Below are 6,149 nucleotides of genomic sequence, written 5' to 3'. Positions count from 1 at the left end.
ATCGTTGCCTATACCCGCGATCGCAAGCCGATCCGTGCAGCCGATCTCAAGGCGCATGGCGCCATGACTGCGCTGCTGAAGGAGGCGATTGCGCCGAACCTGGTGCAGACGCTTGAAGGCACGCCCGCCTTCATCCACGGCGGTCCGTTCGCCAATATCGCGCATGGCTGCAACTCGGTCACGGCAACGACGACCGCCTTGAAGATCGCCGATTACGTGGTCACCGAAGCCGGGTTCGGCGCAGACCTGGGCGCCGAGAAGTTCATGAACATCAAGTGCCGTAAAGCCGGCCTGGCGCCCGATTGCGTGGTGCTGGTGGCCACCGTGCGCGCGATGAAGATGAATGGCGGCGTGGCCAAGGCCGACCTGGGGCCCGAGAATGTGCAAGCGGTCAAGGACGGCTGCGACAACCTCGGCCGGCATATCGGCAACCTCAAGTCATTCGGCGTGCCGGTGGTGGTGGCGATCAACCATTTCGTCACCGATACCGATGCCGAGGTGCAGGCGATCAAGGACTATGCCGAAACCCAAGGGTCCGAGGCGATCCTGTGCCAGCACTGGGAGAAGGGCTCGGAAGGCGCCGAGGCCCTGGCCACGCGGGTGGCCGAGATCGCCGATTCCGGCGTGTCGCAATTTGCGCCGCTCTATCGCGACGAGCTGCCGCTGTTCGACAAGATCGACCGCATTGCCAGGTCGATCTACCGCGCCGACGAGGTGCTGGCCGATGCCAAGATCCGCAACCAGTTGCGCGAATGGGAAGACGCGGGATACGGACACCTGCCGGTGTGCATGGCCAAGACGCAATATTCGTTCAGCACCGACCCGACGCTGCGCGGCGCGCCCCTGGGTCATTCGGTGCCGGTGCGCGAGGTGCGCCTGTCGGCGGGCGCGGGGTTCGTGGTGGTGATCTGCGGCGAGATCATGACCATGCCGGGCCTGCCTTCGCGCCCGGCGGCGGAGGCGATCAAGCTCAATGCCGATGGCGACGTCGAGGGGCTTTTCTGACGCATGGAAGATCGGGCGCGCGTGCGCTAGCAGGGGCCGACCCCGATGCGGCAACAGGAGGCCCAGCCATGCGCGCGCCCGAAACCTGCACCACCATGACCGATCTTCGCGCGGCCATTGATGCGCTGGATGAAAAGCTGATCGCGTTGTTGGCGGCACGGGCAGGCTATATCGACCGGGCGGTGACGCTCAAGCAGGCCGAGGGGGTGCCGGCGCGGGTCGGCTCACGGGTGGACGAGGTGATTGCCAATGTGCGCGCCGCCGCGCACGCGCAGGGGCTGGATGCGGACCTGGCCGAACGGCTGTGGCGCGAATTGATCGAATGGTCCATCGCCCGCGAGGCGCGAAGACTGGACCCGTGAAAGGGAGAGGCGCCATGCGCGCGGCAGTGATCGACGGGAAAGCCATCGCGGCGACGATCCGCGCCGAGGCGGCCGAGGACGCGGCGACGCTGGCCGATCAGGGCTGGCAGCCGCGGCTGGTGTCGATCAGCGTCGGCGACACGGCGGCGGCGGAGCTGTACGTGCGCAACCAGAGCCGCAGCGCCGAGGCCGCCGGCGTGCAGTTCGAAACCCGCACCTACCCCGAGACGATCTCGATGGAGCAGTTGGTGGGCGTGCTGCACGGGCTCAACGCCGACCCGCGCCAACGGCATCATTATTCAGCGCCCATTGCCGGCGCATATCCCGGTGAAGGCGCTGCAAAAGGCGGTGCACCCGCTCAAGGATGTCGAGGGGATGCACCCGGCCTCGATCGGCAACATCGTCTACAACGATCTGGCGTTGGGGCCGTGTACGGCGGTGCGGTCGCGATACTCAAGACCTTGCCGCTCAGCCTCGAGGGGCTGGACGTCACCGTGATCGGCCATTCCGAGATCGTCGGCAAGCCGATCGCCTTTCTGCTGATGGGGCTGGGCGCCACGGTGACGGTGTGCCACCACATGACCCGCAGCGTCGCGATGCACAGCCGCGCCGCCGATGCGGTGTTCGTGGCGGTGGGGCGCGCGGGGCTGGTCACCGGAGAGATGATCCGCCCCGGGGCGGCGTTGATCGACATCGGCATCAACCGTGTGGAAACCGATGACGGCGTGCGCACGGTGGGCGATGCGGATTTCGACAGTTGCGCCCAGGTGGCGGGCTGGATCACGCCGGTGCCCGGTGGGGTCGGCCCGGTGACGGTGGCGACGCTGATGAAGAACGCGGTGCTTGCGACCCGTATGCAGATGGACCACTACCGGGACATGTATGCCCGGACCGACATTTGAAAGGACACGGCGATGACGGCGCAGATAATCGACGGCAAGGCGTTCGCGGCGAAGGTGCGCGAAAAGGTGGCGGCGCATGTGGCGCGGTTGAAGGACGACCACGGGATCACCCCGGGGCTGGCGGTGGTGTTGGTCGGTGAAGACCCTGCCAGCCAAGTCTATGTGCGCAACAAGGGAAAGCAGACGATCGAGTGTGGAATGTCGTCATTCGAACACAAGCTGCCCGCCGATACCGCGCAGGAGGATCTGCTCGAACTTCTTGACCGGTTGAACGCCGATCCGGAAATTCACGGGATTCTCGTGCAGTTGCCGCTGCCTTCTCATCTTGATGAAGAGCTGATCGTCAATCGGGTTGACCCAGACAAGGACGTGGACGGATTCCACATTTCGAACGTGGGGCGGTTGGCGACGGGGCAGAAGTCGATGGTGCCGTGCACGCCGCTTGGGTGCCTGATGATGCTGCGCAATCAACTGGGATCGCTCAGCGGCAAGGAGGCGGTGGTGATCGGGCGCAGCAATATCGTGGGCAAACCGATGGCGCAGTTGCTGCTGGGCGATAGCTGCACCGTGACCATCGCGCATTCGCGCACGCGCGACCTCGCGCAGGTGGTGCGCCGCGCTGATATCGTGGTGGCCGCGGTGGGGCGCCCGCGCATGGTGCCGGGCGAGTGGATCAAGCCCGGCGCGACGGTGATCGACGTCGGCATTAACCGGATCGAGGCGCCCGAGAAGGGCGCCAACGAGGATGGCTCGGTCAAGATGCGTCTGGTGGGCGACGTCGATTTCGACAGCGCGGCGCAGGTCGCAGGCGCCATCACCCCGGTGCCCGGCGGCGTCGGGCCGATGACCATCGCCTGCCTGCTGGCCAACACGCTGACCGCCTGCTGCCGCGCCAACGGTGTGGCCGAGCCCGAGGGCCTGACCGCCTGAACGGGGGAGGGGGCTCTACCCCCGTGGCCCGCGGGCGATTCCCGCGGGATATTTCGGCAGAGAGGAAAAGGCCCGTGGTGCGCCGCTTTCAGGTGGTGGTCAGCTTGCCGGGACAGGGACCATCGTGCCTTGCAATAGCGCGACCTGGCGCATGTCGCCCGTCGCGTCCCGGGCGTGCACCTCGGCGGCAACGACAACGAGCCGGCGCCCCGGCTTGACGACGCGGCCGGTCGCGACCAGAAGCGCGCCGGTGGCGGGCGCAAGCAGGTTGATCTTGATCTCGGCGGTCATCACCTCGCTACCCGGGGGCAGAAGCGTGAGCGCCGCATATCCGGCGGCGCTGTCGCCGATGGAAAAGCTCAACCCTGCATGTGCGGCGCCGTGCTGTTGGCGCACCGAAGGCAGAATAGGGGCCTCGATCACCACCCGACCGGGCGCGATTTCGATCAGCTCGGCGCCGAGGGTTTCCATCATGCTTTGCGCCGCGAAGCTGCGTCGGATCCGGGCGTCCATATCGCTGTCGGTGTGGGTCATGCGCCCTCCCTTGCCGTGTCGGAAACAGCATTAGCGTCCGGCGGGGCCAACGGCAACGTCCATCCGTTTGCAACCTCCGGTAAGCGCATGGTAAGCCATTGGCAATATTTGCTTTTGGAAATTATCGTATTTAGGGTTCGGTTGCGGTGGTAGCCATTCTGTTAAAGCGCGCGGTGCGCAATTTCTTCTCGTCCTATGTCTTTGCGATATGGATGCTGGCCGTTCTGGCGGCGGTGGTGACTGCCCCCTTCGGGGCGCATGTGCCGATGGGGGCGGTTGCAAGATTGCCGTTCTGGGCGGTGACCGGGGCGGTCGGCATCGTCCTGGGCCAGGTGATCCATGCGTTGTGCCAGCGCCGGATGGGCAGAGGCCATCGCCCGCTGGCAGGATGGGTGTGCGAACTGGGTATTTTCACGGTGGTGTTCAGCCCGCTGGTCTATGTCCTGGCGCGTTGGATGTCGGACGGCATGGCTGCGGGGCCGGCGATGATGGCGCGGATCGCCGGGTTTGTTCTGATGGCGGCTTTCGTCATTACCGCGCTGCGCCGTATCCTCTTGAACGGCGGCCTGATGCAGGAAACGTCGGGCGCGCGGGAGCTCGCCGCGCCGCCCCTGCCGAAGCCGCCGCGGCTGTCGCGGCGCTTGCCCGATGGAGCCGCCGGCCCGGTCCTGCACCTGTCGGCGATGGATCATTTCGTGACCGTCGAGACGCCCGATGGCGAATACCGTCTGCGGATGCGTTTGCGCGACGCGATCGACGAGATGGACGGTGTCGAGGGGTTTCGAACGCATCGGTCGCACTGGGTGGCACGGGCCGCCATCCGCGCGGTGACCCGCGAGGAGGGGCGCGTGGTGCTTGTTCTGGCGAACGGTGTGCGGGTGCCTGTCAGCCGCAAGCATCGCTCCGAGCTGGAGGCGGCGGGGATCGTCTGAGCGATCCGTTCAGCGCGCCCGCGGCATCGGCACCGGCAGAGGTGCCGCGCCGGTGAGGATGGCCAGTGCCTCGGGACGCATGAGCCGGGCAAGGGCCGGGTCGCGACAATCGAGCCCGCCGGTATGGCCGCCATAGGCGGGCAGGATCATGCGATCGCCGTCGAGCAGGAAACACGGCTGCGCGACGCTGTGCCCGCGTAGGGCGGCCCTGGCCATTGGGTGGTAGTGGCCAGAGACTTCGCCGCTGGCTCTGGCCTGGGCGATGTGGCGAAAGCACAGCGGCGGACGGGGAAGTTCGGCAAGGTGACTGCCGCCCAGCGACACCGGGCCTGGGTCATGGTTGCCCGCGATCCAGATCCAGCTGCGCCCGGCCTGGAGCCGGGCGATCCAGGTCTGCTCGGACTCCGGCAACGCGTCGGCGCTGTCGTCGAAGGAATCGCCCAGACAGACCACGGTGCGGGTCCCGGTTGCGTCGAGATCGGCTTGGAGCCGCAACAGGGTATCGCGGGTCTCAAAGGGGGGCAGGGCGGCCGCCCCTTGCCGGGCGGCGTGGTCCGACTTGCCAAGATGCAGGTCCGAGACACAGAGCAGCGCCGCCTCTGGCCAGTGCAGGGCGCCGGAGCCGAGCGCGACCAACTGCACGCCGGCAAGGGAGAAGGCATAGCCGCTCATGCGCCCCTGTTTGGCGGGCCGGGTTGGACATTGCAAGCCGTGACCGAGGCCCGCAGGGGGCGTCCGGGCCGAGGGGCAGCCGATGATGAGGCAGAGCGAGCGCCCGCGGCGCGTGCGGGCCAGATCAACAATCCAAATATTTCGATGCCGCCGCGACGGATACGGCGCGACCCCGCGTTTAACGGTGAGGCAACGCGTATAGATGGAGAAGACGATGAAATTTCTGCGCAAATGGGCAACACCGCTAACCGTCGGATCGACGTTTATCGTGACGATCTCGGGACTCATGTTGTTTTTTCACTTCAGCCCCGGGCTTACCAGGCCAGCGCACGAATGGATCGGTTGGGTCATGGCCGCGGCGGTGATCGCGCACCTGGTCTTGAACTTTCGCGCGCTGACGACCTATTTCCGCAAGCCTTGGGGTATTGGCATCATGGGGGTGTCGATGGTGGTGATGGGGTTGAGCCTTTTCGACCTGGCCCCGGCGGGGGCGACGGGCGGCAGCCCGGTGCCGCTGCTGATGGGCGCGGTCGAGCGCGCGCCGATCGAACGGGTGATCGCGCTGTCGGGTCACACGGTTCAGGACGGCCTCGGCCGGTTGCGCGACAATGGCTTCGAGGTCCTATCAGGGCAGTCCGTCAGCGAGATCACCGGCGGCGACCGTGGCCGCCAGGCGGAGTTGATCCGCACGCTATTCGTCCAATGAAGACTGCCGGGAACGGTCAGCGTGCATCCCGTCCGTTCCCGGCGACGACATTCGTGCGCCCGCCGGCCTTTTCGGTCAGGCAGGGCTCGCTTGCACGGTACGGATG

General features: G+C 66.6%; 8 protein-coding genes. 6 read left to right on the top strand and 2 right to left on the bottom strand.

Annotation, left to right across the window (positions count from 1 at the left end; translation table 11 throughout):
* From Q0L89_RS12315 to folD, 4 genes are all read left to right on the top strand, one after another.
* A partial coding sequence (locus Q0L89_RS12315; protein WP_296765535.1) for a formate--tetrahydrofolate ligase occupies positions 1-1,005 on the top strand: 1,005 nt, incomplete at its 5' end.
* A gap of 68 nt (positions 1,006-1,073) precedes the next feature.
* Positions 1,074-1,367, top strand: a complete 294-nt coding sequence (locus tag Q0L89_RS12310) for a chorismate mutase (RefSeq protein WP_296765533.1) — start codon at positions 1,074-1,076, stop codon at positions 1,365-1,367.
* Positions 1,368-1,381: 14 nt separating this feature from the next.
* Positions 1,382-2,269, top strand: a complete 888-nt coding sequence (locus tag Q0L89_RS12305) for a bifunctional 5,10-methylenetetrahydrofolate dehydrogenase/5,10-methenyltetrahydrofolate cyclohydrolase (RefSeq protein WP_296765530.1) — start codon at positions 1,382-1,384, stop codon at positions 2,267-2,269.
* A gap of 12 nt (positions 2,270-2,281) precedes the next feature.
* Positions 2,282-3,199 (top strand): bifunctional methylenetetrahydrofolate dehydrogenase/methenyltetrahydrofolate cyclohydrolase FolD, encoded by a 918-nt coding sequence (gene folD, locus Q0L89_RS12300; RefSeq protein ID WP_296765528.1) that lies wholly within the window; start codon positions 2,282-2,284, stop codon positions 3,197-3,199.
* 99 nt (positions 3,200-3,298) lie between these two features.
* Here the strand turns inward: folD and Q0L89_RS12295 are convergent, their stop codons facing one another.
* Complete coding sequence (locus tag Q0L89_RS12295) at positions 3,299-3,733, bottom strand: PaaI family thioesterase (protein WP_296765525.1); 435 nt, start codon at positions 3,731-3,733, stop codon at positions 3,299-3,301.
* A gap of 146 nt (positions 3,734-3,879) precedes the next feature.
* Between Q0L89_RS12295 and Q0L89_RS12290 the strand changes: the two genes are divergently transcribed.
* Positions 3,880-4,665, top strand: a complete 786-nt coding sequence (locus Q0L89_RS12290; RefSeq protein ID WP_296765523.1) for a LytTR family DNA-binding domain-containing protein — start codon at positions 3,880-3,882, stop codon at positions 4,663-4,665.
* A 9-nt stretch (positions 4,666-4,674) separates the two neighbouring features.
* On the opposite strand, the gene pdeM is transcribed toward Q0L89_RS12290, so the two are convergent.
* Entirely contained in the window at positions 4,675-5,337 is a 663-nt protein-coding gene (gene pdeM / locus Q0L89_RS12285) for a ligase-associated DNA damage response endonuclease PdeM (protein WP_296765540.1), read from the bottom strand.
* A 286-nt stretch (positions 5,338-5,623) separates the two neighbouring features.
* Here pdeM and Q0L89_RS12280 point away from each other — a divergent pair, with 286 nt between their 5' ends.
* On the top strand, positions 5,624-6,043 hold the full coding sequence (locus Q0L89_RS12280) for a hypothetical protein (protein WP_296765520.1): 420 nt from the start codon (positions 5,624-5,626) through the stop codon (positions 6,041-6,043).
* Positions 6,044-6,149 lie beyond the last annotated feature (106 nt).

This window comes from Sediminimonas sp., from assembly GCF_024637375.1.
Taxonomy (GTDB): domain Bacteria; phylum Pseudomonadota; class Alphaproteobacteria; order Rhodobacterales; family Rhodobacteraceae; genus Sediminimonas.
The sequence above is the reverse complement of the archived record's forward strand: the minus strand, read 5'-3'. Positions and strand labels throughout refer to the sequence as shown.

Coding starts and splice junctions, on each gene's coding strand:
- Q0L89_RS12310 (WP_296765533.1), top strand. CDS start 1,074: ATGCGCGCGCCCGAAACCTGCACCACCATGACCGATCTTCGCGCGGCC.
- Q0L89_RS12305 (WP_296765530.1), top strand. CDS start 1,382: ATGCGCGCGGCAGTGATCGACGGGAAAGCCATCGCGGCGACGATCCGC.
- folD (WP_296765528.1), top strand. CDS start 2,282: ATGACGGCGCAGATAATCGACGGCAAGGCGTTCGCGGCGAAGGTGCGC.
- Q0L89_RS12295 (WP_296765525.1), bottom strand. CDS start 3,733: ATGACCCACACCGACAGCGATATGGACGCCCGGATCCGACGCAGCTTC.
- pdeM (WP_296765540.1), bottom strand. CDS start 5,337: ATGAGCGGCTATGCCTTCTCCCTTGCCGGCGTGCAGTTGGTCGCGCTC.
- Q0L89_RS12280 (WP_296765520.1), top strand. CDS start 5,624: ATGTTGTTTTTTCACTTCAGCCCCGGGCTTACCAGGCCAGCGCACGAA.